Raw genomic sequence first — 25,359 nt, forward strand, 5'->3', positions numbered from 1 at the left:
ATCCTAGGCCATAACTATAAAATATTCCAATAAAAAACAATAGGTTATAAATTATTTAGAAAAAAAATAGAAGTTGGCTCGCTCCCTGCTATATTAATTTCAACGGTAAATTACTAGGTAGCTGAAAGGTGTTATGGCTACTCGAGTATGAGCCATAACACCGAAGTATTTTATTTTAAATAGTCAACGTTAAAAGGTATTAATTATGAAAAGCAATCAGTCAGGTTTTACTCTAATTGAATTAATGATCGTTATCGCCATTATCGGTATTCTGGCATCAGTAGCGATTCCTCAGTACCAAGTTTACACTCAGCGTGCTGAAGCAACTACCAGCTTGGGTGCTATGCGCGCTATCCAGTTAGGTATTCAAGAGTATGCAGCAACACAAGGCACTCTTCCTACATCTCTTGGAGACTTAACTCCATACGGCTTAACTTCTACTGATACTGATTATGCTGCAGGTATCGTCGCTAAAATTAGTGTTGGCGCAGCTGGTCTTATCACTATGACTTATACCAGTACTGCACCTGCTGATTTGTCCGCTAAAACACTGGAAATCACACCTACTATCAACGCAACTTCAGGTGTGGTTACCTTCTCGGTAACAGGTGGTAGCGTACCAGAAAAGTTACGTCCAAACTTCTAAGTTAGCCCTACCCAAAAGGCCCCGCATTGCGGGGCCTTTTTTTTGCCTGCTCAATAATCACGCACTACCCCCTGATAAACATTCAAAATTATTGCTTGTTGTTAAGTACAGCACACTAATCCATTATTGATATTAGGCAAGCTACGAAAAACTGGACTACAATCAAGTGGTTACTATCATCATTTTAATACATGCCATTTCTTCCAGGATCTATGGTTAACCATGAATGCAATACCCTTAAGCGGCTTAGCCCGGCGTCTGGTTAAAGATGCACTGTTAAGTGAAGAGGCAGCACAAGAAGCCTTTCAAAGTGCCAGCACTGAGAAAATGCCCTTTGTCTCTTACCTGATCTCTGAGGGTCTGTGTGACAGTGGAGCTATTGCTGCAGCGGCATCTGACGAGTTTGGCGCTCCCTTGTTTGACCTCGTCTCCTTCAATATGGAAATGGCACCCAAAGAACTGGTCGATATTAAGCTAATCCAGCAGCACCATACACTGCCCTTATATCGACGCGGCAACAGGCTCTTTATTGCTGTTTCAGACCCTACCAATCTTAGAGCACTTGATGAGATCAAATTTCATACAGGCATCAATACTGATGCGGTATTGGTTGATGAAGCATTACTAAGCGAAGCGATTGCCAAATATGTCGAGGCCAATGATGAACCTCTTGGAGGGTTTGACGACCTTGAAGATGGTCTCGATGACCTGGATATTGAAGCCGTTGATGAAGATGGCGGCGGTGAAGCCGAACAAGGTGGCGACATTGATGAAACACCAATCGTCCGCTTTGTTAACAAGGTTCTTATTGATGCCATTAAATCCGGCGCATCGGATATCCACTTTGAACCCTATGAGAAAAGTTACCGGGTACGCTTTCGTACCGATGGTATCCTGACCGAAGTGACCCGACCCCCCATGACTCTGTCAGGTCGCTTGGCTGCACGTTTGAAAGTTATGTCGCAAATGGATATTTCAGAGCGACGCCTGCCACAGGATGGCCGCATCAAGATGAAGCTATCTAAAAAGCGCGCTATCGATTTCCGGGTCAACACCCTGCCCACCTTATTTGGTGAAAAGGTGGTGCTGCGTATACTTGACCCCAGCAGTGCCCAGATGGGTATTGATGCACTCGGTTATGAACCCGAACAAAAAGAAATGTATATGCACGCCCTGAAACAACCCCAGGGTATGATACTGGTGACCGGGCCTACCGGTAGTGGTAAAACCGTATCTCTGTATACCGGCCTCAATATCTTGAACGAACCCGAGGTCAATATCTCAACGGCGGAAGACCCGGTTGAAATTAACCTGGAAGGTATTAACCAATGCCATGTTAATCCTAAAGTCGGCCTGACCTTTGCCGAGGCTCTGCGCTCTTTTCTACGTCAGGATCCCGATGTCATTATGGTGGGTGAGATTCGTGACCTTGAAACCGCCGAGATTTCTATTAAGGCGGCACAAACCGGCCATATGGTAATGTCCACACTGCACACTAACAGCGCAGCAGAGACCATTACTCGCTTGATGAATATGGGGGTCCCGGCATTTAATGTGGCCACCTCAGTTAGCTTAATTATCGCCCAGCGATTAGCGCGCCGCCTATGCAGCGAGTGTAAAGAACCCGCGGATATACCCAAAGAAACGCTACTGGCGGAAGGCTTTACTGAAGCCGATTTGGAGGAAGCCACACTGATGAAACCCGTTGGCTGCTCCAAATGCAGCAGCGGCAGCAAAGGCCGAGTGGGAATATATGAAGTAGTTCGCATCACCGATGAAATCTCCCGTATTATTATGGAAGGTGGTAATTCGATAGAAATTGGCGACAAAGCCCGTGCAGAAGGTTTCAACGACCTCCGCAGATCGGCATTAATGAAAGCAGCCCAAGGGTTAATTAGCCTGGAAGAGGTTAATCGGGTAACGAAGGATTAAGTTATGGCAACAGCAACAACAAAAACCAGCATTTATACCTGGCAGGGTATCGATAAGCAGGGCCGAACCACCAAAGGTGAAAGTAGCGGCGCCAGTCAAGCTGTCGTAAAAGCGCAGCTGCGCAAACAGGGGATTACCCCCAAGACCGTCAAGAAAAAGCCCAAGCCACTGTTTTCCAGCAAGAAACCGATCACCCCTGCTGATATTTCAATATTTACCCGGCAATTGGCCACCATGATGAAGGCCGGTGTACCTCTGGTACAGAGCTTCGATATTGTGGCTGAAGGTCTGGATAACCCCAGCATGGCGGAGCTGGTTATCACGATTAAAAATGAGGTGGCGTCAGGCTCCGGCTTTGCCACAGCCATCAGCAAACACCCCAATCAATTTGATGAGCTGTATTGCAACTTAGTCGCCTCAGGCGAGCAGTCCGGTACGCTCGAAACCATGCTAGACCGAGTGGCTACCTACAAAGAAAAATCTGAAGCGTTAAAAGCAAAAATCAAAAAAGCAATGACCTACCCTATTGCCGTTTTGGCGGTAGCTGCCATCGTAACAGGTATTTTATTAGTCAAAGTTATCCCTCAGTTTGCCGAATCTTTTGCTAATTTTGGTTCTGAACTTCCCGCCTTTACCCAAATGGTTGTAGCCCTCTCTGAATGGGTACAGGAATGGTGGCTAGTCATTGTTGTCGCCATAGTTGCCGCTATATTTTTATTCAAAGAAGCCGTGAAACGATCTCCCGCTGTTGCTTTGGCAGTAGATAAAGCAGCGCTAAAGGCTCCTGTTATCGGTGAAATTGTCTTCCACTCTATCATTGCCCGTTTTGCCAGAACGCTCGCAACTACCTTTTCTGCGGGTGTACCTCTAGTAGATGCGCTGGAAGCCGTATCAGGTACAGCCGGCAATATTATCTATACTGACGCCATCAAACGGATTCGCGAAGATGTTCTGACGGGGCAGCAACTTTATACCTCCATTCGCAGTACTGAGCTGTTCCCCAATATGCTGTTACAAATGGTTTCCATCGGTGAGCAGTCCGGTGCGCTGGATGAAATGCTGGAAAAAGTCGCTATCCACTATGAAGAAGCGGTAGACAACTCAGTCGATAACCTGACAGCTTTACTTGAACCTATTATTATGAGTTTCTTGGGTGTCGTTGTCGGTGGCCTAATGATCGCCATGTACCTGCCAATCTTTATGATGGGCGCCGCCGTTTAAGAATAATTACTTATGACATTATTAGAGTTTCTACAGGCCTCGCCTGCGTTAACGATTGGACTGACGGTTATTATCGGCCTGCTGGTCGGCAGTTTTCTCAATGTGGTGATCTATCGCCTGCCCTTGATGATGGAAAAAGAGTGGAAGCAGGAGTGCCGTATCATTCTGGAACTGGATAAAGACCAGCCACCGGCCAAAACCGAAGCAAAACTGACTTTATCCTATCCAAACTCCCACTGCCCAAGCTGCAACAACCCCATCAAGCCCTGGCAAAATATCCCGGTGATTAGCTACCTGCTACTCAAAGGCCAGTGTGCTCATTGTAAAACGGCAATATCGATTCGCTACCCCATTATTGAAGCCGTGACCGGCATTATGTCTGGCATCCTGGCCTGGTATTTAGGCGCCTCGCCACAGCTATTAATGGCCCTGTTCTTTACCTGGTGCTTAATCAGTTTAACGATGATTGATGCCGACACCCAATTACTGCCTGACCAAATCACCCTCCCCCTCCTCTGGGCTGGTTTATTAGTCAATAGCTTTGGGTTATTTGTCCCACTCTATGATGCCGTATGGGGCGCTATAGGCGGCTATCTAAGTTTATGGTCAGTTTATTGGTTGTTTAAAATCCTCACCGGCAAGGAAGGTATGGGCTACGGCGATTTTAAATTGCTGGCAGCTCTTGGGGCCTGGATGGGCTGGCAATATCTACTGGTTATTATCTTACTGTCATCACTGGTTGGTGCCGTCGTCGGTAGTATTCTATTGGCAGTCAATAAAAAAGGCCGCAATACCACCATTCCTTTTGGGCCTTATCTGGCAGCCGCCGGCTGGATCGCATTCCTTTGGGGCGACCAGATTATTAGCACCTACCTCCGTGTTAGCGGCATCAAATAAACACTAAACCCACAACCCAATTCACGATAATATAGCCCTTCTTTTACAACTGGGAAGGGTTATGTTTATTGTGGGTCTTACAGGGGGTATCGGCAGCGGCAAAACCGCAGTATCCGACCACTTACAATCACTGGGTATCGATATAGTGGATGCCGATCTCGCCTCGCGCACGGTGGTTGAACCCGGGCAACCGGCATTGACACAGATTGCGGAGCACTTTGGTGAAGAGATACTACTACCCGACCAATCTCTGGATCGCGCTGCCCTAAGGCAAAAGATTTTCTCTAAGCCTGCGGATAAACAGTGGCTGGAAGCACTACTACACCCACTGATTGCCGAAGAAATTTCATACCAATTGGCAAAAACCACTAGCCCCTACGCCCTCTTTGTTTCGCCGTTATTGCTGGAAATTGGGCAAAGTGCTATCTGCGATAGAATACTGGTTGTCGATGTACCGGAAGCGATGCAAATAGCTCGAACCACACAGCGCGATAACAATGATGAAGAACAGGTCCGGCGTATTATTGCCAGCCAGATACCGCGGCAACAACGGCTGGAAAAAGCCGATGACATTATAGAAAATACTCAGGGTTTAGCTGAACTACAGCAGCAGGCTGCCGTCTTACACCAGCACTATCTATCACTCGCCGAGGCCAAAAAGCATGACGGATAACACCGTAAAAACCATTCCCTGCCCCAACTGCAAAACACCGGTGCCTTGGGACACCCATAATGAAAACCGCCCTTTCTGTTCAGATAGCTGTCGTAATAAAGACTTTATTGCTTGGGCCAATGAAGAAAAAGTGATGAAAGGTAACTCCCTGTATGACGGTGTGCTATCCAATGAGTTACTAGACGACTAAACCGCAGGCACAAAAAAAGCCGCTTCAATAAGCGGCTTTTATATTACTAAGTTTAGCTTTAGATCGATGACTCTACTTCTGACAGCGAAGGCATCATATTGTAGGCATAATCTTCAGTAACCAACTCATAGACTGATTTAAAGTTGCCACCGCGACGGTCCATTTTGGCGACCAGGTAATAGGTCTTACCGGGCATAACACTGATTTCCAGCGGCTTATCTTTGTAAAAATTACTGCGCACAGTATAGGTGCCTGCTTCTACATCCATAGTCTGGGTGCTATTCACTTTAACCCGTCCCAATCTTTCTTCACCGACATAGACGGTAAAGTTTAAGGATCTTGTCTTTGGTCGTTCCAGACCTCGTAATACAATAATTTGACTAGTAGGGGCTGCTTTAGCAGCACTATCCATCGCCTTTGATTGCTCTGCAGATACTTGGCCGACCATTACTAAACCGACCAACAGTACGATTACGTTGCCAATTAAACCTTTTGCATATTTAGTCATCTCTATCTCCCGCTAGCACTTAGTGCCACTGTGTAAATTCAAGGAATATACGGGGGTACTTTGCAATTAAGATCACAAAAAATAAATAATTTATTTGACACTAAAAATTGATCCAACCGTGCTATTTCGCCCGTAAGGACTTCTAAATCTGCAACAATTTCCAAAGCCCTGATTCCAATTCAGGTTTCTAAATATTCCTCTCTATAAAACCTTTGTACAAACCCATGCTTCCCTTTATGATGAGTGCAACTAATTCAGGGGACCACTATGCCGGAATTAAATCACAGCAATAATAGCGACCAACGAGAATACTGGACCACACCTAACCCGGACAAACTGCTGCCAGGTACCCGTGAACAGCTAGAAAAGTGGATTAAGCACAGCCATGATATGCGCGGTTTTGTGCTTCGCCGCTGTGACCTTAGCGGTATCAACCTCGCCAAAACCGCCGAACACCCCGAAGGCTTTAACTTCCAGGACGCCGACTTATACCGTGCAGATTTTTCCAGAGCTCACCTTTTCTCTGTCGACTTTCAAAATGCCTGCTTAATGAAAGCTAATTTCAGCGGCGCCAATCTCCATTGCGCCAATATGGAAAACGCTAATTTATTAGGTATTAACCTCGAGCATGCAAAGCTGGATAATATCCACTGGGGAGATACTGTCATTCAAGAGCAACAGGCCATCGTGGAAGCCAAAAAGGGCAATACTCAAAAGGCAACTGACCTCTATCTTGAAGCTGAAGAAAGTTACCGCAACCTGAGAATCAACCTTGAAAGAGCGGGCCTGTTTGAAGTGGCCGGCCATTTCTTCCACCGTGAGATGGTGATGCGCAGAAAACGTATGCCGCGCTTTTCAGTCACCCGCAGTTTATCCCTGATTGTGGATTTATTATCGGGCTATGGTGAAAGGCCGTTAAGGGTGGTCGCTTTTTCACTGTGTTTTATTGTGTTTTGTGCCAGCTGCTATTTTTTTTCTTCGGGAATTTTATATCAGGGTATGGAAATGGGCTTTGATGCAAATAAAAGCCTCGCCACCAATATTGAGCATTTCTTTTCCTGTCTGTATTTTAGCGTGGTGACCTTTACCACACTCGGTTATGGCGACGTTACCCCACAGGGTGCCACCAGAGCCATTGCTGCGATGGAGGCCTTTGCAGGCAGTTTTACTATGGCTTTATTTGTGGTGGTATTTGTTAAAAAGATGACCCGCTAAACACCCATTGACTCAAACGACGGATCAGCTTCCTTAGGTCGATTTGACCGCACCCTTAATTGCTATACAATTTAACTCGCCTGTAAATAAACACTATAAACACTCGGAAACTATTTTGTCTGACTCAGAGCCCGCCATTGCCAAGCCCAGCTACTCGAAACGTGAGGCTTCCCGATTGCATATTTTGGACGCTGCTCGCGAGCTGGTTATGGAAATAGGCTATCAATCGGTCACCATGACCGTCGTTGCCGATAGAGCCGGGGTCTCCAGGGCAACCCTTTACCGCTACTACTCTACCAAAGAGCAACTCTATAGCGATGTATCGATTCAGTGGGGCATCAACTTTGTTGACCATATGCGGCAAAACCCACCCCAGGGTAATACCATCGGTGAGCGTATTACTGAAGTGATTCGCGCAACGGTGAATGCCTCGGCGGATAATACCCGTTTAATGGCGGCGCATATTGCCACCATGATTTCTGATGAAGATACCCTTAAGGCGGACCAACGCCGATTAAAAACCTTGATTCCGGGCATTATTAAAGTAGCAGCGGGAAAAACCGATGCAGAAAATCTGGAGTTGGCCGCATCCACATTGCAGCATGTACTGATTTCAAATTTGATTTTATTGCATGCAGGAAAAGCACAGCGCAGCCATATTATTATCGAAATGGAGAGTATTGCCGCGCGACTACTGGCCGAAGTATGGGATCAACCCTAAGCATAACAAGCAGCGCTAAACCTTCATCGAACTGTTAGTTTCAGGCTCTGCCAAATCGATATAGTGCACACAGTTTCTGCCCGCCGCCTTGGAAAGATAAACACCCTGATCAGAGCAGGCAATTAACTCTTTGGCAATGTCATCTTCAGAGCCTTCTTCAAAATCATTCATTGGCAACCAGCAACAAACCCCCATCGACAAAGTGACGCTGACTTCCTTGCAGCCATCTTCTTCCGCATCGTCGTTAGCAATCATCAACTGACTAATTTGCTGGCGAATACGCTCGGCAATCTCCATCGCACGCTGCTGCCCACAGTTCGGTAAAACCAGCGCAAACTCCTCACCCCCGTAGCGGCAGACATGGTCAGTTTTACGCAACATTTCGTTAATATACTGGGCCACTTCTTTTAGCACCTTGTCCCCCATCGGGTGACCGTAGGTGTCGTTGATTTGTTTAAAATAATCCAGGTCGACAAACAACAGGCTAAGCGGGTCACCACTGCGTCCGGCTCGAGAAACCTCTTTGTCCAAGGCCTGATGAAAAGCTCGACGGTTTTTAACTTTGGTCAACATATCGTACATGCTGAGACGGTGCAGCCGCTCAAGGTTGACGGCGTTTTCCAAACAGACGGAAACAATGGAAGCCAGGTGATCAATAAAGTCCGTGGATTTATCCAGGGTAAAACGCTGGTGACCGCGAGAACCAAAATGCAGACTGCCCACCAGCACGCCATGGCGCACCAAAGGAATAAGAGCTGCCGAACGCAGATGCTCACCCTCAAAGACCGGTAGCGGAGTACCATCACCAGTGGTCACCAGACGAACACTGGGGTGCTTGCCATAAAGCTGGTCTAACGGGACAGATTTGGAAAAAAGATGCAGCTCTGGCAAGTTCAGGTAATTCTCAGGAAGCAACTCGACCAGGGTATCTTGTGGATCATAGAGCCATAGCTCGACATTATCGAGCTGGAAGTGATCCACTGCATTGCGTAGCAGCATATCTAACAGTTCTTCAAAGCCCGCATGGTCAAGCAGCTTTAATTCAAATTGTTGATAACGGCGCAGGATCTGTTCATTTTGAACAGCTTTTTGGAATAAATCATTGACGGTGGTGCTCAGGTTTTCCAGCCGACGGTTACTTAACCCCCCGACTTACGATCTAACCTCCCCGGATGACGACGCACTGACAAGCCCTCAAGCTTTAGATAAAGACTGATTATAGACCGTACTCTAAAGGGATAGGTAGTCAAATATCAGCGCTGGCCAGATCACTTAAAGGACTCCAGCAAATCTGCAATGCTGGCATTGCTATTATTTTGCAGCACTTTAAGCAAACTCTCCTGTGAGCCAAAACGCTGCTGATCATAGCCATGGTTATACGACTCCCTCGGGACCGAGGCACTTAGTGAAGGTGTTGGCATATCGGTTTGATCGCTGCTGGTATTGGCACTGCGCTCTGACATTTCACTGGCAGCAGTAGCGGCATCCTTCACTTCGCTGATAATTTCAAAGGTGGGTTTGACCGCAGCAGGCTCAGGCTGAAGTGGCAGGCTCTGTGAGGGCGCAGGCTCCACCGGGTCTTCATCAAAAGCGGGTAAATCGCTAATCGATAACTCATCCAGTGGTGGCGTATTCGTTAAACCCGCCCAGGGTTTAACCCGCTCGGCAATATCACGCACCAGTTGATCATCACGGTCCGGGGATGACACCAACTGCTCAACAGTTTTTAATAGATCTACTGGGGACTTGTCATGCCTTTTGATAAAGGCCTCAAGGCTCTCCTGTAACAAGCTTGCCACTGAGGCCTCATCGGCATGGCCCTGCTCAATCAACAGCAATACTCTCGACCTGAGCTCCGATAAATAATCACTGTCTCTGCTCTCGGCTGTGGCCGCCTCGGTCAGCGCTTGCTGCGCGACCGTGCCAGCCTGCTTGTCATCATCCTTGCGGTACTCACGGTACTGGCGGTGCCAAAAGGCACTAAAAGAGCCGCTGGCCGGCACCGTTTTGGTCACCGCAGCCAGGCTCTCTGACAATTTCATAAAGCTGCGACTGGAGGGGTCATCATCCGGGAACATCGCCACAGGGTTCTGTAATACGACCGCTGCCCGCATACTCTCATCGCGCAGGATAAAACCCAGATAATGGCACTGGGCACTGATATATTTCTCAACTGCCGCCGCAAACCGGTGAAACACCTCTTTGGCCTGGCTGGCGCTACTGCACATATTAACCACCACCTGATAATGGGCGGAGTGACGACGTCGCTTTAATAATTTAATCAGCGAAAAGGCATCCGTAAGCGAGGTCGGTTCAGGGGTGATAACAATCAGGGTATGGTGGGCGGCACCGATAAAGTCCAGCGTGGTATCGGCAATACCAGCTGCCGTATCGATTAACAGAAAATCAAAATCCCCTTCAACCCTGGCCAGTTCACGGGTCAGGCGCAGCTGCTGGCGGGGATGCAGGCTGACACATTCACTAATGCCATTAGCACCGGGAATAATTTTTAGCCCATGGGGCCCATCCAACATAATTTCATCAATATCCTTGGCGCCATAGAGAACATGTTCGATACTGAATTCAGGAGTAATACCCAATAGAATATTGGCATTGGCCAAGCCTGTGTCCGCATCTAACAAGCAGACTCTGGCACCGGTTTTAGCCAGAGATATACCCAGATTAACGGCAATACTGGACTTGCCCACCCCGCCTTTGCCACTGCTTATCGCAATCACACGGGGTAGATCTGCTTGACTATCCTTGGTGGGTGGTGCTTTTTGCACTGACTACTGACTCCCAACTAGTCATCCAATGGCCACGGCTCGATCCAACTTAAGACGCCGTGGCTGATAAATCTTGTTATAATTTTGTTCCGCTTAAAGCCTGAATACTAACAAAAAAACGGCTCGGCAGCGGTGCTTTTTACCAGCTTCTTTTCAGTGTAATAATTACATCATAAGTACTGTACATTTTTTAAGCAAACGGTGGCTAGTCAGCCAGCCCTTGACTATACTCATTCACATTATCCGAATTGTGTCGATAACGGCTAAAAGCAGCTAACTCAGGGCAACCGTTAGAGCCCGGCAAAATACTGCGAAGAACGGGCCAGCCGCTCTGCGGTAAGATAACAAAACGATTTAGACCATGGATAGACAGGTAAAAAGGCAGATAAGTGGTAACAAAAACAGCAATAGACCAGCTACCGAGCTTGCCTCAAGTATTGGTACAAATTCTGGATGCGGTACAAAAGGATAGCGCTGATTACCAACGTATTGCCGATATCATCCGCCACGATGCCGGGATAGCAACCCGTTTGGTGGCCGTTGCCAATTCCAGCTACTACGGCCGCGCTAAAAACTGTGAAAGCATCGAACGAGCCCTGCTGTTTCTCGGCACCGATGTTGTTAAGACCATTGTTATCACGGCATCCATCAAACAATTCTTCGGTCATTTTAACCAGCAACATCAGCAGTTTTTAAAACGCTTCTGGCGCCGCTCCCTGATTACCGCCAACTTTGCTCAAGTGTTAGCAACGCTAACCAGTTATACCGCCCCCGACGAAGCCTACCTTTGCGGGCTGTTAGCCGACGTTGGCCAACTGATTGCTTTGACCCAGGATGAGCAGCAATACCTTGCCATGCTTGAGGGCGTAGAATCTGATACGCAACTACTGACGGCAGAACAACAGCAACTGGGCACCACTCACTGTGAGCTTGGCGCTGACCTGATCGACAGCTGGGGCATATCCGGCTTTATGGGAGACGCTGTCCGCTATCACCATGAAGCAGACTCATTGATTCAGGATGCTCACCATTTAGTCAAAATCGTTAATCTGGCCAGCCAACTCAGCGCAGACGGCGATATTGATGATCAGGCACTGGCCACCGCGGATAATTTGTTTGGCCTTAATGAGTCACTCACCCGAGAATTATTCAGCCGGATTAACAGCGATGTTGATGCCATTGCCAGCAGCCTGGGCATTGATATTTCCGCGACGGATGCCAGCGAAGCAGGCTATCAGCAAGCACAGCAACAATTGGGCGAACGCCTTGGCGAGCTGGGTGAGCTTGCACAACTCAATGCCGCACTAGGGCAAGCCCGCAGCCAGGATGGTCTGCAACAAGCCGCTCAACGATCACTCTTTCTAACACTGGGTATTACTGGCAGCGTATTATTTTTACTGGATAGCCAAAAGCAACGGCTCTGCTCACAGCCTGCCTCACAGGACTCGCAGCAAGCCAATCAGGCATTAAATTTTGAAATCCCATTGCAGGCCGGCCGCAGTATCATTAGCGAAGCCTTTGTTAGCGGCAGCCAACAGTCCTCACAAGCAAGCAGTACCCTCAATGTTATTGACCGTCAAATGCTGCGCTATTGTCAGGGCGACACGCTGGTCTGCTGGCCCCTAACGCAAAACACCGCTGACGGCCACAACAGCGTGGGCGTACTGGTATTTGCCTGCACCGCGCCAAAGCTAAAGGAACTGGATGCCCGAGCCAGCTTGGTCCAACAAATTTGTTATGAAATTGCCAATGCCATTGCGGATAACCAACAGCGCTTTGAGCAGATTGATCAAGAGGGCCCCAGCAGCCACCAATATCAGGAGCATATTCGCGAAGCGGTGCATGAAGCTAGCAACCCGCTGAGTATTATCCGCAACTACCTGGAGATGCTAAGAATAAAGTTAGGCAATGAACACGACGCCAATGAAGGGCTGGAATTAATCAAAGAAGAAATTGACCGGGTCGGTAATATTCTGCTGCGGCTCAAAGACCCCGATGAACTCACCGAGGGTAACGATGTCTTAAATATCAATCAGGTGATTGATGCCACCAGCCATATTTTTGAAGACTCTATCTGTATCACCAAAAACATTAGCTTGGAAAAACAGCTGGATAGCTCGCTGGGAGAGACTCCCGGCAACCCAGAGCACCTTAAACAAATACTGACCAATTTACTAAAAAATGCGGTGGAAGCACTGGAACCCGGTGGCAAAATTATTATTAGCAGTGAAGCCTCTGTTAGCTTTAGTGGACGTGATTTTTCCGCCATCAGCATACAAGACAATGGCCCGGGGATTGCCCCCGAGGTTAAGAAAAATTTATTTAGTCCAGTAGATACCACAAAAGGCCAGGGACATTCAGGCTTGGGGTTAAGTATTGTTAAAAAACTAATCGACGACATGGATGGTTCTATTGTTTGCCGCAGTAACCCTAATAGCGGCACTCAGTTTCAAATATTACTGCCCAACTAAGTCGGGCCCAAGACCATACTATGAGTACTGCCGAAGCCATTAATAATAACAATCGCGGTGAAGCTCGCATCCTTTTAGCTGATGACGATCCTCGTATGCTTGACAGCCTGAGTAGCCTGTTAAGACTCTATGACTATCAAGTCGAAACGGCGCTTGGCGGCCAAAATGCGATTAACCGTTTATCCAGCGACCAGTTTGACCTGGTACTGCTAGATCTTAAAATGCCCAATGTCACCGGGCATGATGTGATGAACTTTATGTCACAGAACAATATCAACACCATGACGATTGTGGTCAGCGGCGAAACGTCCATGGATGATATTAGTAAAGCCCTACGCCATGGCGCCTATGACTACCTAAAAAAACCCTATGTGCCTGAAGAGCTCACCGCTACGGTTAATAATGCCGTGCGTAAAAAGCTGCTAGAAAAATCCAATCAATTAATGCAGTCACGCCTTAACCAGTCAGAACGTTTGCATCGTTTTATTGTTAACAACTCCCCCGATATTATTTTTATTCTGGATAATAAAGGCCATTTCAGCTTTCTAAACTCAAAAATTGAAGCCCTGCTTGGCCACCCCAAGGGCAGCTTAACCGGCCAGCACATCACCTCAATTGTCGAAGATGACGAACTCGAAAAAATTAATTATTTTTTTGAAAATTCCGTTAATACCTCAGGCATCCAAACAATAGAGACTGTACTGAAATCCAATAGCGCCAACGATAGCACCCGGCACTTTGAATTATCCCTCTACCCGATTGAAGAAGATGATAACGGCAACCTGAATACCAACCAGCGCTATCGCATCTATGGTACGGCCAGAGATATTACGGAAAGAATGGAGGCTGAGGCCTTTATTAATTTCCAGGCTTATCACGACCTGTTGACCCGGTTGCCTAACCGCGCCTTATTTAAAGACCGCTTAAGTGTCGCCATTACCCAGGCCCAGCGCAATAATACCGAACTTGCGGTGATGTTTATTGACCTTGATCGCTTTAAAATCATTAATGATTCATTGGGCCATACCATGGGCGACCGCTTATTACAGTCCGTGGCACAACGCCTGCAAGCCTGTATTCGCAAAGGGGATACCCTGTCACGCTTTGGTGGCGATGAATTTACCCTGCTATTACCGGAAGTAAAAAACGCCGATGCCGCGGTACATATTGCTGAGAAAATTCTTGCTGATATTAAAAAGCCCTTTCAATTAGGTAACCGGGAAGTCTTTATCGGCGCCAGTATTGGTATCGCGATTTATCCTGAATCCGGGGAAGATATGGATGCACTGATTAAGAATGCCGATATTGCCATGTACCGGGTAAAGAAAACCGGCAAGGATGGCTATCAGCTATTTAATAGTGAAATGCACAACGCCTCCACCGAGCGCCTGATGCTGGAACAGGATATGCGCCGGGCTATTGATGAAGACGAATTTGAAATCTGCTACCAGCCACAGGTAGATACTGCCACGCAAAAAATCTGCGGGGTTGAAGCGCTGATTCGCTGGAACCACCCCGATCTGGGCCGCTTATCACCGGTTGAGTTTATTCATGTGGCGGAAGATAGCCGCCTGATTGTAGAAATTGACAAGCATACCCTGCGCAAGGCCTGCCGTGAGGTCCGCCATTATCATCGCAATGGTATGCCGACCCTGCGACTGGCTGTGAATCTATCGCCCGTGATGATTGAAAAAGATACCTTTATTGATGATATCCTCACCACCCTGAAAGAAGAACAATACCCACCGGGATTATTAGAGCTGGAAATCACTGAAAACATTTTGATGAACGATCAAAAAGATGTGATTGAAAAATTATTGCGCCTGGCTAATGAAGGCATCAATCTGGCTATCGATGATTTTGGCACCGGCTACTCATCACTGAGCTATCTGCAAAATTTCCCGGTCAATACCCTGAAAATCGACCGCAGCTTTATCAGCGAAATCAAAAACTCCGATGACAATGCCTGTATCGTTAACGCCATTGTTTCAATGGCAAAGGGCTTAAAAATGTCGATTGTTGCAGAGGGGGTTGAGAACCATGAACAGTATAGCTATTTAAACTCTCTAGGCTGCGATGTGGTTCAAGGCTATTTATTTGGCCATGCCACCAGCCTTAATCAACTGGCACAGCAATTTAGTAGTGACTTAGCACTATTGCAAGACGCCTCAATCTCCTGATGATCAGGGAACCTAATCACCACTTATCCGTCTTAGTTTATTGATTTAGAACTATGCACAGGGAGAATTTTATGAACAGACGCCTATGCAGCACGATTGCATTCACCTTACTGTTTGGCTTGTCGGCCTGTACCCAATACCCCGCCGAGCGAGGCCCGGTTAATGAGCAGGGGCTTACCACCCTCACCCAATCCTCCTTTGACGAATTAGCCATACGTAGCAGCACCGACTTTAAGCAATACCGTAAACTAAAGATTGAGCCGCTAACGGTTAGCTATGATAAGACACGCCGCCATGATTCGCTTAACCGCAAAGCCGATGCCTTTGAATTTGATGAGCGCGAAATGGCGCTATTTAATGAGCAGTTCCGCAAAGCGTTTAGCGGCACATGGGGTGAACGCTATGGCTGGGAACTAACCGAAGAAACAGCTGCGGATGTTATTGTCATCAAGGCAAGCATCACAGACCTCTATCTATATGCCTCCATCAAGAACAACGAAATCCTGCCGACTAAAGCCGCCACCAATGAAAGTAGCCGGATGGTGATTAATCTCGATCTGGTCGATGGTCAAAGTGGAGAGTTATTACTGCAAAGCAGTGGCAAAAAAACCACTGGCTTTAGGGGGACAGGCGTTGGCTCTATGACCCGGACCAGTAGCGTCAGGTACTGGAGTGATGCCTTCCAGGCCTTTAGGCAGTGGGCTAACCTACTAGCTAATCAGGTCGGCGATATTCCTACTTCCTAGTTAGCGCTGACAGGCCATAGGCGATGGTTAGTGACTGGATAACCAGTCAAATATATCTTCGGGCTTATCTTTCTCTTCAATGTCGCGGCTGATGGCTAGCACATGCCCCGTTTGCGGCTCTGTGTTCTGAGTGGGGGTGGAGGGGCTAAACTCGATAGCGGGTAAATCGGGCTTTAATCCAGCGGATCTATGTAATGCGTTCATAGACAGTACCTACAGCGATAAAGGAAAGATTCTCAATCAAGTGGATAAACTATAGTGCCGGGCACTGAGACTGTAAGCCGTGGTAAATACCTATATAACAACAAAATCTTAGCCTCCCCCTTATACAGCCCTCTATATAACCGGAGCCTATAAAGAATAGATAGCGCAAGACTGCCATTTCTCTTCTAAAATAACCTTGTAAAATAAGACCTTAGCCAAAGCCAAAACGGCTTGGCGTAACCAGTCCCAACACCAGCCATACCCACGCTATATAAATAAAGGGCAACTATGAAAAAGCTGTTTTCTATCCCCGGTGTGACAGCCTACCTGATCGTTGTCTTTCTAAATGCCTTTGTTGACCTTGGCCATAAGATCACCATCCAGAACACCATTTTTAAAGTCTACGATGGCAATACCCAGATTATCTATGCCGCGATCATCAATAGTATGATCCTGCTGCCGTTTATTTTGCTATTTAGCCCCGCCGGTATTATCTCTGACCGCTATGCCAAAGAGGTTGTGATGCGCCTGTCTGCCTGGGCAGCGGTGGCCATTACACTGGGCATTACCTGCTGCTATTACATGGGTTGGTTCTGGCCCGCCTTTGGTCTAACGTTTTTACTGGCGATTCAGTCGGCCATTTATTCCCCGGCAAAATATGGCTATATCAAAACCCTATTCGGCAAACAGCATCTGGCCGAAGGCAATGGTCTGGTACAGGCGACTACCATCTTCGCCATGCTGTTTGGCACCTTTGTCTTTTCAGTGATTTTTGAATCCCTGTTCCCCAAGGGCAGTGATACAAATAGCGGTTTAATGGCCGTGGCGCCGATCGGATGGCTACTAGTGCTAAACAGCATTATTGAATTGATTATGGCTTACCGCTTGCCGCTGATAGACCGCAGCCACAGTGATAAGCGTTTAACGGCCAAAGCACTGCTCAATGCAAAATCCATGATCGATAATATTAAGCCTGTCACCCGCAATCGGGTTATCAGGCTATCGGTGATTGGTATAGCGATATTCTGGTCCGTGGGGCAAGTTATGTTGGCAGCCTTCTCGGCCTTTGCCAAAGAAACCCTGGCGATTGATAACACCATTATTATTCAGGGCATTATGGCGTTCTCAGGGCTTGGCATTGCCATTGGTTCAACCTTGGCGGGCAAGTGGTCCAAAGGGCATATAGAAACCGGACTGGTGCCTATTGGCGCAGCGGGGATTGGTCTTGGCCTGTTATTACTGCCGCAAATTAATTCAGCGGCGGGGCACTTTGCCAACTTCTTGTTTATCGGCATTATGGGGGGCTTATTTATTGTGCCACTCAATGCGCTGATCCAATTTACCGCCAAAGAAAATGAGTTAGGCACTGTGATTGCTGGCAATAACCTGATTCAAAATATCAGCATGCTGAGCTTTTTAATCATCACCGTGCTATTTGCCATTGCCGGTATAGACAGCAAAATACTACTGACCCTGATCGCTATTGTGGCGATGATTGGCGGCTTTTACACCATCTATCAACTACCGCAAAGTCTGGTGCGTTTTTTAATTGGTGGGATTATGAGCCGCCGCTATAAAATTGATGTACAGGGTGTGCGGAATATACCCTCACAGGGTGGCGTTTTATTATTGGGCAATCATATTAGCTGGATTGATTGGGCCATTATTCAAATTGCCAGCCCGCGCCCTATTCGCTTTGTGATGTTTAAAGATATTTATGAGCGCTGGTATCTCAAAGGGTTTTTCAAGTTGGGTGGGTGCATTCCCATTGACTCTACTGCCGGTAGTCACAGTTCATTAAAAACGGTTGCCTCACTATTAGATAACGGCGAAATCGTTTGTTTATTCCCCGAAGGCAGTATCAGTCGCACCGGGCATTTAGGCGAATTTCGCCGGGGCTATGAACTGGCCTGTAAAAGAGTCAGCCAGGATATTGTGATTATCCCGTTTTATTTACGGGGCTTATGGGGCAGCCAGTTTTCACACTCCTCAGAGAAATTAAAAACTATCCGCAGCAAAGGCCGCTTCCGTGAATTGATTGTTGCCTTTGGCAGCCCATTGCCCAAAGACACCGGTGTCGATATCTTAAAACGCCGTGTCTTTGATTTATCGATCGAAGCCTGGCAGCAACATGTTAATGACCTGCCCTCACTACCCCATGCCTGGATTGACACAGTAAAACGCGTGGGCAGTGAAATGGCCATTGCCGATACCTCGTCTGAGCCGCTATCGGCCACCCAGGCACTCTGTGCCAGTATTGCTTTTTCTAAACGGATTAAGACCCACAGCAGCAACACAACTATCGGCTTATTATTACCGACCAGCGCAGGCGGTATGATCGCCAATATGGCGGGGCTATTAGCGGGCAAAACCATCGTCAACCTTAACTACTCCGCCAGCGAAAGCACCTTGCAATCGGCGGTGCAACAGGCCGATATCAGTACTATTTTTACCTCTCGGTTATTTTTAGAAAAACTGGCTATGCGGGATATCCATTTTAAACAGCTACTGGAACATAACCAGGTGGTTTATCTGGAAGACCTGAAAAGTACGATGACCAAGTATGAGTTATTGCGGCTTTGGCTAACGGTTAAACTGTTGCCCGCCTCTGGCTTACGCTGGCTATACTCACGGCATATCAGTGCCGACCAAACCGCGGCGATATTATTTTCCAGCGGCAGCGAAGGTGCCCCCAAAGGGGTGATGTTAAGCCACCGCAATATTATGGCCAACTTAAAGCAGATATCGGATGTGCTAAATACCCAGGACAGTGATGTCGTGATGGCCTCCCTGCCCTTGTTCCATGCCTTTGGTTTAACCGTGACTCAGTTTATGCCACTGATCGAAGGCCTGCCTGTTGTCTGCCATGCCGACCCAACCGACGCCCCCAATATTGGTAAAGCGGTGGCCCATTATAAAGCCACCATTATTTGTGGCACCTCCACCTTTTTACGGCTCTATACCAAAAACCGCAAAGTGCATCCGCTGATGTTTGATAGCCTGCGTATTGTGGTGGCCGGTGCAGAAAAACTGAATGAGCAGGTCCGTGAAAGCTTCCAGCTTAAATTCAATAAAACTATTTACGAAGGCTACGGCGCTACCGAAACCACCCCCGTTGCCAGTGTGAATTTACCGGATGCACTGGATACCGATTATTGGGAAGTTCAAACCGGCGGTAAAATCGGCACGGTGGGTATGCCTCTGCCGGGCACCAGTTTTAAAATTATTGACCCCGATACCGAAGCAGAGTTAGACACCGGTGAAGAAGGGATGATTATTATTGGCGGCTCTCAAATTATGCAGGGGTATTTAAAACTACCCGAGAAAACCGATGATGTGATTCGTACGATTGATGGCCAGCGCTGGTATATTACCGGCGATAAAGGGCGTATTGATAAGGACGGCTTTTTAACCATAATTGATCGCTACTCTCGCTTTGCCAAAATTGCCGGCGAGATGGTGGGACTGGGCAATGTTGAACAAAACGTTAAACAGGCTTTAAAAACGATGGGGGAAACCCTAAAGGACGATGCCGAAGTACTGGCGGTCAATATCCCTGATGCCAATAAAGGCGAACGAATTGTGTTACTAACGACGGTAGAGATTGATAGCAGCACCCTGAAAAAGACGCTGCTGGATGCCCGCTGCAACGCACTGGCAATACCGGCCCAAATACTTCTGGTGGAAGACATACCCAAGCTGGGCTCTGGTAAAACCGATTTTAGTCAGGCGAAGATATTAGCGGCGCAATAGGCTAGTGACGCTGCTCATTATTACCGGTACCAAATTTTAAGGTGGTGACATTGAGCGGCTCCACCTCAGATGAATTTGGCATTTGCGGGTTTGCTTCAACACCGGCATTGCGCTGTGCACGCAACAGTAGCTCACGCTCGACCCGCAGCGGTAAAAAGATCAGCAGATCATAGACATTAACCAACAACGCACCGGCCTGTAATGACAATGAGGCCGCCAGACGTAATATCAAAGCGGCCATATGCGAAAGGATTTGCAGCCCACTCCCCACCACCGGGCGCAAAGTGTGCAACAGATACTCCATCGGCAACATCACCATAGATAACACCAACGGCATCACCAAACCAATCACCACTAATAAAATCTGGGAGACCCCGGTTAATTGAGTCGCGGTATTAACAATGGGGGCACCTAATAAGGCCATAATCTCAACGCTGATTAAAGCCAATAACAAACCAGCCCCGCTAAACATCATCAGCTGTCGGCCGCGACGGGTCATGGCTGACACCATCGGAAAGAGGTGAGTAATTCGTAAACTTTCAGAGATCAAGGTGGCCGCAACAATGGTAAAAGCAATATGCAAACCTGCTACCACCGCCGCCAATGACACACCATCCAACTGTCTGACGGGCAATAATTCTTGTAAGGGCTGGCTAATCAGCTGCCAGTTTATCCAGGCAGCACCAATACCGACGATGACAAAACATAAGGAGGAAACAAAACGCATTAACATGGAAGACATCACGCCCTGGCCAGAACCGGCCGTCAGCATTTCAAACTGCCCCATATGCTGGTCTACCTGACGTAAGCGATGACGCAACACATCGATATTGTTATCAATATTTTGCAGTAGCTTAGTGAGCTTACGCCACCGGGGCTGTAAACCGGACAAGACCTTATGGCGGGCCGAGACGGTCCAACGGTGCTCACGCAGGGCATCTCGCTGATGCTGCTTAACCGTTTTATGCATATCATCCAGTATTTTAGCCATCACCTCGGTATTGCGATCATCACCCTGTAAGTTGGCAATCGCCTCAACGGCCGTCACCCATTCAGGGGAGACTTCAGGCACATTGGCACTGGCGGCATAGTCTTCATCGATAGTCACTAACTGACGATTGATCTCAGCGGATAATTGTTGGTAGCTGGCTAAATCTCGCTCCACCAACTTTTCAATACGCATAAAGCGGCGCTCTAATTGCCGCTCCATCAACGACTCAGCCAAAGCCTTGGTCACTTCATGGTTGCGCAGGCGAATACGTTGAGCAGTGCGAAGGCAGGCACGGGACAGTAAGCGCAGCTGTGAATGGAGCAGACGGGCGACACGGGCTATCAGTGTGTGGGCGTGGGCGCGCACAAAATACATCAACAACAATGACAGCAGCAGAAATGCTATCAACGACAGTGTTGGGTAGTTAGACCACATCATTCTATTTTCCTTTCTTTACAAAGACTTAAGCCAATCAGGCAAGTCTTCCAGACTGTTTTTAGCAACAGGCTATATCACTTTAGAGAATCCAATAGGTGTTTGTATCACGGCCCGCCAGCGGCACCAATAGAGAAATCGGTCAAGATTCACATTTACTCAAAATACTAATATTTAATACTTATATTTCAACAACTTAAGCACTAATTCCATAATTCAAATGAAAAAGTTGTCATAAAACTTTAAAAAAGCAGCAAAAAACTGGAAATTGATCAAAATAACGTCTAAATAGAAGGTTAAGAATATAAACCGCGCTGGCTGCAGGGACAAACCCCCGGCTAGTGCGTATTAAATAACAAGAGCAAGCTGTAAAGGTTTAAGTGCCACCATGACTATTAATGCTGTAGATCTAACCGAACATGTCATCAAACCTACCCTTGATTATTTAGGTATGCACTCTCTGGCGGCCGAAAAATTATTACTGGGCACCGCCGCGCAAGAATCTGATTTCGACCCCTTCTATCAACACTGTGAAAGTCAGAGTCAGGGTATTGGGATTTACCAAATCACCTCGACGCAACATCGCACGGTATGGGATGAATATTTGGCTTTTCGACCAGACCTGGCCAGTAAAGTACGGGGCCTTGCCAGCCAGCACCAGTTTTTAAAAAACCCGGATCAAGAGCTAAAAACCAATTTGGCTTATAGCACGGCCATTGCCTGGATTATCTATTTACAGTCTGAGCACCAGCTACCTGCCGCTGATGATGTGGATGGACTTGGGCATTTTTGGGAGCAGAATTTTTGCCACCATAGCTCCTGCCATGCCCAGGATTTTTCCAGTTGGTTTAGTCGTCACGCTGTTGCATAACATCGTCTTGGCACAATCTTCTTTAAGGCAACCTTCTTTGCACAAGGCATTGAAGGATTTAAGCTCCCTGCAAAGCACCCTCTAAACTAATCCCTATATCGCGCATCTTGGCTAATTTATAGCGCAAGGTTCTCGGGCTAATACCTAATTTTTCCGCGGTATTTTTACGGGAGCCACCTTCGCTCTTTAAAGTATCGACAATGATTTCAAACTCACGGCGCTGTAGATCATCTTCCAATACCGTGTGATTGCCAGCTGTTTGGAGCGCTCCTACTGAGGGAGCAACGTCCAGATTTATCGGCTGGTTATTGAAGGGGTCCAGACGTAAATGAAAATCAGAAATTACCGTGCCCGGCTGCATAATCAATGCCCGCTGCACCACATTATCCAGTTCCCTCACATTGCCCGGCCAGTGATGGCTGCTTAAAGCCTGTACCGCAGTATGATCAAGATCAACCGGGGTACGACCCATTTTAGTGGTATGCATTTTTAATAATTTTTGCGCCAAAGGTTCAATATCCTGAGGTCGCTCCCGCAGAGGTAGCCACTGCAATGGGAAAACACTCAAGCGGTAATATAAATCTTCTCGGAACCGCCCGGCCTGAACCTCTTCCGACAATTGTCGATTGGTGGTGGCAATAATCCGCACATCCAGATCAATCGTTTTACGGCCGCCCAGACGCTCCACTTCACGCTCCTGAATCACCCGTAAAATTTTTGCCTGTAAACCAATATCCATTTCTGAAATTTCATCTAACAGTAAGGTACCGCCATTGGCCTGTTCAAATTTACCGGGCGCACTATTATAAGCACCGGTAAACGCCCCCTTCTCGTGGCCAAACAACATACCTTCCAGCATATTTTCCGGAATAGCCGCACAGTTAATGGCCACAAAAGGTTGCGCTGCCCGTTTGGATTGTTGATGAACATAGCGAGCCAGAACTTCTTTACCGCTACCGGATTCACCGCATATCAGTACAGTAGAATCGGTTTCTGCCACCCGTGTTGCCAACTGTAATAGTTGCAAGCTGGAGGGCTCTACAGCAACCGGTTGGTCGTCGGCATTAACACTGGCCACGCCCACATAGCGACTGACGGTCTCTACTAATAATTGTGGTTTAAAGGGCTTTACTAAATAATCGACAGCGCCATTGCGAATAGCCTCAACCGAGGCGCTGACACTCCCGTAGGCTGTGACTAATAACACCGGTAACTGTGGATAAAGACGACGAATTTCTTTTAATAAACCCAGGCCATCCATCGCCCCCATATTGATATCGGATACCACCATATCCAGCGCTTGCTCCGGAATAATCTCCAGGGCTTTTTCCGCACAATCGGCCTGTACTACTGAACAGCCAGCGATTTCCAGCGTATCCACCAAGGCTTCTCTTAAGTCACGATCATCTTCTACGACTAAGACAGTAGCATTTAACTTTATGGGGGCAGAGGTCATTGGGCAACTCCATCATGATTGGCATACTGATCCAGGATGACCGTTTTACTAACACCATCAAAAACAGGCAGCGTCAGCACCGCAGTGGTTCCACTGCCAGCTCTGGAAGACAGTTTAAAATCACCGTGGTGGGCCTGAGCAACAGCCTTAACCACAGTGAGACCTAAACCGGTGCCCTGTGATTTGGTGGTGAAGAATGGTTCCTGTAAATTTTTTAGCACGTCGGGCTCAATACCGGGGCCATTATCAGCAATCATAATTTGCAGATTTTCACCGTCCTGGGTGCTGACCTTAATGCTAATGTCCACGCCTTCGCCCACTGACTGAATCGCATTGTTAATTAAATTCATCAGTGCACCGACCATGCTATCGCGATTACATTGAATCATCGCATGGGTGCAATCGTTAGCAATGTTATAGCGGGAATGACTGCTCTCGATAGAGACCTCCATCGCCGCTTCCAACTGATGGATAAGTTCACCGACCGCTATGGTATCGGTGAGTTTTACATCGCCTTTTACAAAGATCAGCATATCTTTTACTTGCTGGTCCAAATGATTTAAACGGGAGAGAATTTTTTCTGAAAAGCGCTGGCTTTGCTGCTGGGTTAAATCGGAATCACAAAGATGGCCGGCATAGAGCATAGCAGCAGAAAGCGGGGTGCGAATTTGGTGAGCCAGTGATGACATCATCCGACCCATTTCCGAGAGACGGCGGTGACGATCAAGGCGACGTTGCAGTTCCCGGGTTTCGGTTAAATCGGTCAGTAAAATTAACTGGCCGGGCTCACCCTGCATAGAACGGGTGACCATGCTGATACGGCGGCCGTCTTTCAGTGAAATCTCATGACCATCATCCACCTGTGGAGCAAATGAGCGGCGAATAACATCGCGCCAAATTTCACCCAATAACGGCTCACCGAGAAAATCTTCAGCTGCGGGATTACACGAAGTGACGACCCCTTTGCTATCTAACACAACAACACCTGCGGGCAGTAAATGCAGCAGGCTTTCTAAGCGATTGCTAACCCGTTCTTTTTCTTTTAGCTCCTGCAAGCGCTGCTCGGCAACCTGATGCAGCTCCTGGTTAAGCGAACCTACTCGCTCTTCCATTTCCTGATAGGTTTCCGCTAACTGGGCAGACACATTGTTAAAGACTTCAAAGGCGGACATCAGCTCTTCGCGGCTGCGGATAGGCTGGACATTCTCACCTTCTACCGGCATAGCCATAGAGGCATCGGCAGCTAAGGACTGGCTACTTTCAACGGCAGGAGGTGCCATATACTGTTTCTCTCAGCAGAAATTTGACGATAATCGATCTTTTGAGAGTTATTGCAAACACCGTGCCGGTTTTAATTTTTCTTTATAAACAATATGTTAGCTAGTTATCGGCAGGGTGTTGTCAAGGAATTGGCAAGTGGGGGGGGGCTGGAGGGAGGGAGCGAGGGTTTGCCTTTCAGGGGA

At 47.6% G+C, this 25,359-nt stretch carries 20 protein-coding genes; 13 read left to right on the forward strand and 7 right to left on the reverse strand.

Translation table 11 applies throughout. The annotated features are described in order from the left end of the window. Positions 1–205 precede the first annotated feature (205 nt). The 6 genes from BST96_RS02250 (at position 206) to BST96_RS02275 (ending at position 5,559) form a co-directional block, all read left to right on the forward strand. The gene (locus BST96_RS02250; RefSeq protein ID WP_085757124.1) at positions 206–646 is read left to right on the forward strand and encodes a pilin; all 441 of its coding nucleotides are present in this window, start codon (positions 206–208) and stop codon (positions 644–646) included. 222 nt (positions 647–868) lie between these two features. Then, positions 869–2,578 (forward strand): type IV-A pilus assembly ATPase PilB, encoded by a 1,710-nt coding sequence (pilB, locus tag BST96_RS02255; RefSeq protein WP_085757125.1) that lies wholly within the window; start codon positions 869–871, stop codon positions 2,576–2,578. Positions 2,579–2,581: 3 nt separating this feature from the next. Next, positions 2,582–3,799, forward strand: coding sequence for a type II secretion system F family protein (locus tag BST96_RS02260; protein ID WP_085757126.1), 1,218 nt, complete (start codon positions 2,582–2,584; stop codon positions 3,797–3,799). A gap of 12 nt (positions 3,800–3,811) precedes the next feature. Next, on the forward strand, positions 3,812–4,696 hold the full coding sequence (locus BST96_RS02265; protein ID WP_085757127.1) for a prepilin peptidase: 885 nt from the start codon (positions 3,812–3,814) through the stop codon (positions 4,694–4,696). 61 nt (positions 4,697–4,757) lie between these two features. Then, positions 4,758–5,369 carry a dephospho-CoA kinase gene (coaE, locus tag BST96_RS02270; RefSeq protein ID WP_085757128.1) on the forward strand — a complete coding sequence of 204 codons (612 nt, stop codon included), beginning with the start codon at positions 4,758–4,760 and terminating at the stop codon, positions 5,367–5,369. Beyond that, positions 5,359–5,559: a DNA gyrase inhibitor YacG gene (locus BST96_RS02275; RefSeq protein ID WP_085757129.1), complete on the forward strand. Its 201-nt coding sequence runs from the start codon at positions 5,359–5,361 to the stop codon at positions 5,557–5,559. The genes coaE and BST96_RS02275 overlap by 11 nt, the downstream gene beginning before the upstream one ends. Before the next feature lie 58 nt (positions 5,560–5,617). On the opposite strand, the gene BST96_RS02280 is transcribed toward BST96_RS02275, so the two are convergent. Further along, on the reverse strand, positions 5,618–6,067 hold the full coding sequence (locus tag BST96_RS02280) for a hypothetical protein (RefSeq protein WP_085757130.1): 450 nt from the start codon (positions 6,065–6,067) through the stop codon (positions 5,618–5,620). A gap of 267 nt (positions 6,068–6,334) precedes the next feature. Between BST96_RS02280 and BST96_RS02285 the strand changes: the two genes are divergently transcribed. Beyond that, the gene (locus BST96_RS02285; protein ID WP_085757131.1) at positions 6,335–7,282 is read left to right on the forward strand and encodes a pentapeptide repeat-containing protein; all 948 of its coding nucleotides are present in this window, start codon (positions 6,335–6,337) and stop codon (positions 7,280–7,282) included. A gap of 115 nt (positions 7,283–7,397) precedes the next feature. Further along, positions 7,398–8,003, forward strand: coding sequence for a TetR/AcrR family transcriptional regulator (locus BST96_RS02290; RefSeq protein WP_157117817.1), 606 nt, complete (start codon positions 7,398–7,400; stop codon positions 8,001–8,003). Between the two features lie 15 nt (positions 8,004–8,018). On the opposite strand, the gene BST96_RS02295 is transcribed toward BST96_RS02290, so the two are convergent. Then, positions 8,019–9,131 carry a sensor domain-containing diguanylate cyclase gene (locus BST96_RS02295; RefSeq protein WP_338043312.1) on the reverse strand — a complete coding sequence of 371 codons (1,113 nt, stop codon included), beginning with the start codon at positions 9,129–9,131 and terminating at the stop codon, positions 8,019–8,021. A gap of 140 nt (positions 9,132–9,271) precedes the next feature. Next, on the reverse strand, positions 9,272–10,789 hold the full coding sequence (locus BST96_RS02300) for a MinD/ParA family protein (protein WP_206045386.1): 1,518 nt from the start codon (positions 10,787–10,789) through the stop codon (positions 9,272–9,274). A 389-nt stretch (positions 10,790–11,178) separates the two neighbouring features. On the opposite strand from BST96_RS02300, the gene BST96_RS02305 reads away from it, so the two are divergent. The 3 genes from BST96_RS02305 (at position 11,179) to BST96_RS02315 (ending at position 16,186) form a co-directional block, all read left to right on the forward strand. After that, the gene (locus BST96_RS02305) at positions 11,179–13,260 is read left to right on the forward strand and encodes an HDOD domain-containing protein (protein ID WP_085757134.1); all 2,082 of its coding nucleotides are present in this window, start codon (positions 11,179–11,181) and stop codon (positions 13,258–13,260) included. 20 nt (positions 13,261–13,280) lie between these two features. Then, entirely contained in the window at positions 13,281–15,440 is a 2,160-nt protein-coding gene (locus tag BST96_RS02310) for an EAL domain-containing protein (RefSeq protein ID WP_085757135.1), read from the forward strand. A 71-nt stretch (positions 15,441–15,511) separates the two neighbouring features. Continuing rightward, positions 15,512–16,186: a DUF3313 family protein gene (locus BST96_RS02315; RefSeq protein WP_169713870.1), complete on the forward strand. Its 675-nt coding sequence runs from the start codon at positions 15,512–15,514 to the stop codon at positions 16,184–16,186. A 27-nt stretch (positions 16,187–16,213) separates the two neighbouring features. Here the strand turns inward: BST96_RS02315 and BST96_RS20305 are convergent, their stop codons facing one another. Further along, positions 16,214–16,390: a hypothetical protein gene (locus BST96_RS20305; protein WP_157117818.1), complete on the reverse strand. Its 177-nt coding sequence runs from the start codon at positions 16,388–16,390 to the stop codon at positions 16,214–16,216. A gap of 288 nt (positions 16,391–16,678) precedes the next feature. Here BST96_RS20305 and BST96_RS02320 point away from each other — a divergent pair, with 288 nt between their 5' ends. Further along, positions 16,679–20,143 carry an acyl-[ACP]--phospholipid O-acyltransferase gene (locus BST96_RS02320; RefSeq protein ID WP_085757137.1) on the forward strand — a complete coding sequence of 1,155 codons (3,465 nt, stop codon included), beginning with the start codon at positions 16,679–16,681 and terminating at the stop codon, positions 20,141–20,143. A 1-nt stretch (position 20,144) separates the two neighbouring features. On the opposite strand, the gene BST96_RS02325 is transcribed toward BST96_RS02320, so the two are convergent. Continuing rightward, a complete protein-coding gene (locus tag BST96_RS02325; RefSeq protein ID WP_085757138.1) occupies positions 20,145–21,572 on the reverse strand; it encodes a hypothetical protein in 1,428 nt (475 codons plus the stop codon). A gap of 385 nt (positions 21,573–21,957) precedes the next feature. Between BST96_RS02325 and BST96_RS02330 the strand changes: the two genes are divergently transcribed. Further along, positions 21,958–22,440 (forward strand): hypothetical protein, encoded by a 483-nt coding sequence (locus BST96_RS02330; protein ID WP_085757139.1) that lies wholly within the window; start codon positions 21,958–21,960, stop codon positions 22,438–22,440. A 58-nt stretch (positions 22,441–22,498) separates the two neighbouring features. Here the strand turns inward: BST96_RS02330 and BST96_RS02335 are convergent, their stop codons facing one another. Together BST96_RS02335 and BST96_RS02340 are read right to left on the reverse strand one after the other, a co-directional pair. Next, positions 22,499–23,896 (reverse strand): sigma-54-dependent transcriptional regulator, encoded by a 1,398-nt coding sequence (locus tag BST96_RS02335; RefSeq protein ID WP_085757140.1) that lies wholly within the window; start codon positions 23,894–23,896, stop codon positions 22,499–22,501. Further along, positions 23,893–25,176, reverse strand: a complete 1,284-nt coding sequence (locus BST96_RS02340) for a sensor histidine kinase (RefSeq protein ID WP_085757141.1) — start codon at positions 25,174–25,176, stop codon at positions 23,893–23,895. Before BST96_RS02340 ends, BST96_RS02335 begins: the two co-directional genes overlap by 4 nt. Between the last annotated feature and the right edge of the window lie 183 nt (positions 25,177–25,359).

It is taken from the genome of Oceanicoccus sagamiensis, from assembly GCF_002117105.1.
In the GTDB taxonomy this organism is placed as follows: Bacteria; Pseudomonadota; Gammaproteobacteria; order Pseudomonadales; family Dasaniaceae; genus Oceanicoccus; species Oceanicoccus sagamiensis.